General features: G+C 69.2%; 1 protein-coding gene. It reads left to right on the top strand.

The annotated features are described in order from the left end of the window. Positions 1-225 precede the first annotated feature (225 nt). Complete coding sequence (locus tag ACFXA3_RS42565) at positions 226-1,263, top strand: ABC transporter substrate-binding protein (RefSeq protein ID WP_385196914.1); 1,038 nt, start codon at positions 226-228, stop codon at positions 1,261-1,263. Positions 1,264-1,365: the final 102 nt, after the last annotated feature.

The following is a 1,365-nucleotide window of genomic DNA, read 5'->3' as shown; positions in this document are numbered from 1 at the left end:
GCCTCCCCACCCCGTCGGGACCTCCGGCCAGGGCCATGATGCCAACGCTCGCAGCCACGCGTCCCCGGTTCGGCGGGAAGGCCCCTCCTCCGCGCCGGGGAGGTGCGGGAAAAGGGGGAGCCGGAGAAAACTTAGGCCCCCCTTACCAGTTTCAGCCAAGGTTAGGCTAACCTTCCCTCCGAACGGCCCAGTGGCCGCCCGGCACGCACGAAAGCGGACATAGACATGCCCAAGTCCCGTACCTCCTACCTCTCCCGCCGCGGTCTCATCGCGGCCGGCGGCGCCCTCGGCCTCGTCGCGGCCCTCACCGCGTGCGGCGGATCCGACGCGAAGGACGGGGCGGGCGACAAGGACAAGGGCTCCGCCGCGTCCGGCCCCTGGACCTTCAAGGACGACCTCGGCAAGGACATCAGCCTCAAGGCGAAGCCGAAGAACATCGTCGCGTTCACCGGTACCGCCGCCGCGCTGTACGACTACGGCATCCAGGTCAAGGGCGTCTTCGGCCCGACCAAGACCGCCGACGGCAAGGCCGACGTGCAGGCCGGCTCGATGGACGTCTCCAAGGTCGAGATCCTCGGCAACGTCTACGACGAGTTCAACGTCGAGAAGTACGCGGCCCTCCAGCCCGAGCTGCTCGTCACCAACACCTGGGACGGCACCTACTGGTACGTGCCCGAGGCCTCCAAGGACAAGATCCTGAAGCTGGCCCCGGCCGCCGCCGTCGGCGTCGGCGGCGACGTCTCCATGGACAAGGCCCTGGAGCGCACCGCGGACCTCGCCAAGTCCCTGGGCGCCGACCTGAACACCAAGCAGTCCGCCGACGCCAAGGCCCGCTTCGACGCGGCCGCCGCCAAGGTCCGCGAGGCCACCAAGGCCAACCCGGGCATCAAGGTCCTCGTCGGCTCCGGCTCCGCCGACCTGTTCTACGCCTCCACCCCCGACACCTCGGCCGACCTGAAGTACTTCAAGTCCCTGGGCGTCGAGTTCATCACCCCGGACAAGCTGGACACCGGCGGCTTCTTCGAGAGCCTGAGCTGGGAGAACGCCGGCAAGTACAAGGCCGACCTGGTCCTGCTCGACAACCGCACCGGCACGCTGCAGCCGGAGGAGCTCAAGGCCAAGCCGACCTGGGCCGAGATGCCCGCAGTCAAGGCCGGCCAGGTCGCCCCGCGCGTGACCGAGCCGATCTACTCGTACGACAAGTGCGCCAAGATCCTGGAGGACCTCGCGAAGGCCATCCAGGGCGCCAAGAAGGTCAGCTGACCCTCGGCGCCCGGACCGGGCGCCGCATCCACTCCCAGGGGGGACCCTCCGCATGACCGCCACCGCATCCGATGCCGCGGCTTCGGACGTCGCGTCCGAAGC

The sequence above is a fragment of the Streptomyces sp. NPDC059456 genome, assembly GCF_042750055.1.
Classification (GTDB): domain Bacteria; phylum Actinomycetota; class Actinomycetes; order Streptomycetales; family Streptomycetaceae; genus Streptomyces.
This window is presented reverse-complemented; position numbering and strand designations above follow the sequence as displayed.

What these genes read in the sequence shown, in the direction of transcription:
- ACFXA3_RS42565 (WP_385196914.1), top strand. Translation starts at nt 226, where the DNA reads ATGCCCAAGTCCCGTACCTCCTACCTCTCCCGCCGCGGTCTCATCGCG.